Raw genomic sequence first — 554 nt, forward strand, 5'->3', positions numbered from 1 at the left:
AAATACAACAAAATATGAATATAGGGTGAGTTATATGACTAAAAGGGCGGTTCTTTTACTGCTGATACTTGGTATCTTAGCTCATGGAACAAATTACAGAACTGTATTTGCCAATTCAACAGAAGAAAGAAATCAAACTGAGAAAGCTTGTAGAGAGGAATTCGAAAAGTATCATAAAAAACTTGATGAGAGAGTGCTAAAAGATATTGTTAAAAGTTATAGCTTAGATTTATCCGGGTTTCAGGAATTCACAAACAGAGAATTAAATTTAAAAGTAGGAGATAACATCAATGACCATTCTGACCAGATCTCATTGCAACACTTGTTTGTCGGAGGTAGCATTGGATCAATGAGATTGTTTTTGGAGAATGGTTTAGAAGGAACAAGAGGATATTTCCTTTATAAGAGAGTTGACGGAAATAACGTATTGAAAGTATTAARTAAAATGGGRAAYATTTGGGTTGTTATGACAGTKGATGAAAAAAAAGCAGATAAGCTTGARCWRAARCCTTTTAATTGGGAMAAATGTGCTGATTAAGCAGACCGAATAAGCG

General features: G+C 33.4%; 1 protein-coding gene. It reads left to right on the plus strand.

The annotated features are described in order from the left end of the window. Window positions 1–538 (plus strand): hypothetical protein (locus tag AC1DWA_RS33150; protein WP_477917689.1); only part of this gene is annotated, 538 nt, incomplete at its 5' end. Window positions 539–554 lie beyond the last annotated feature (16 nt).

Source organism: Rhodococcus sp. P4_F3_2 (genome assembly GCF_056401335.1).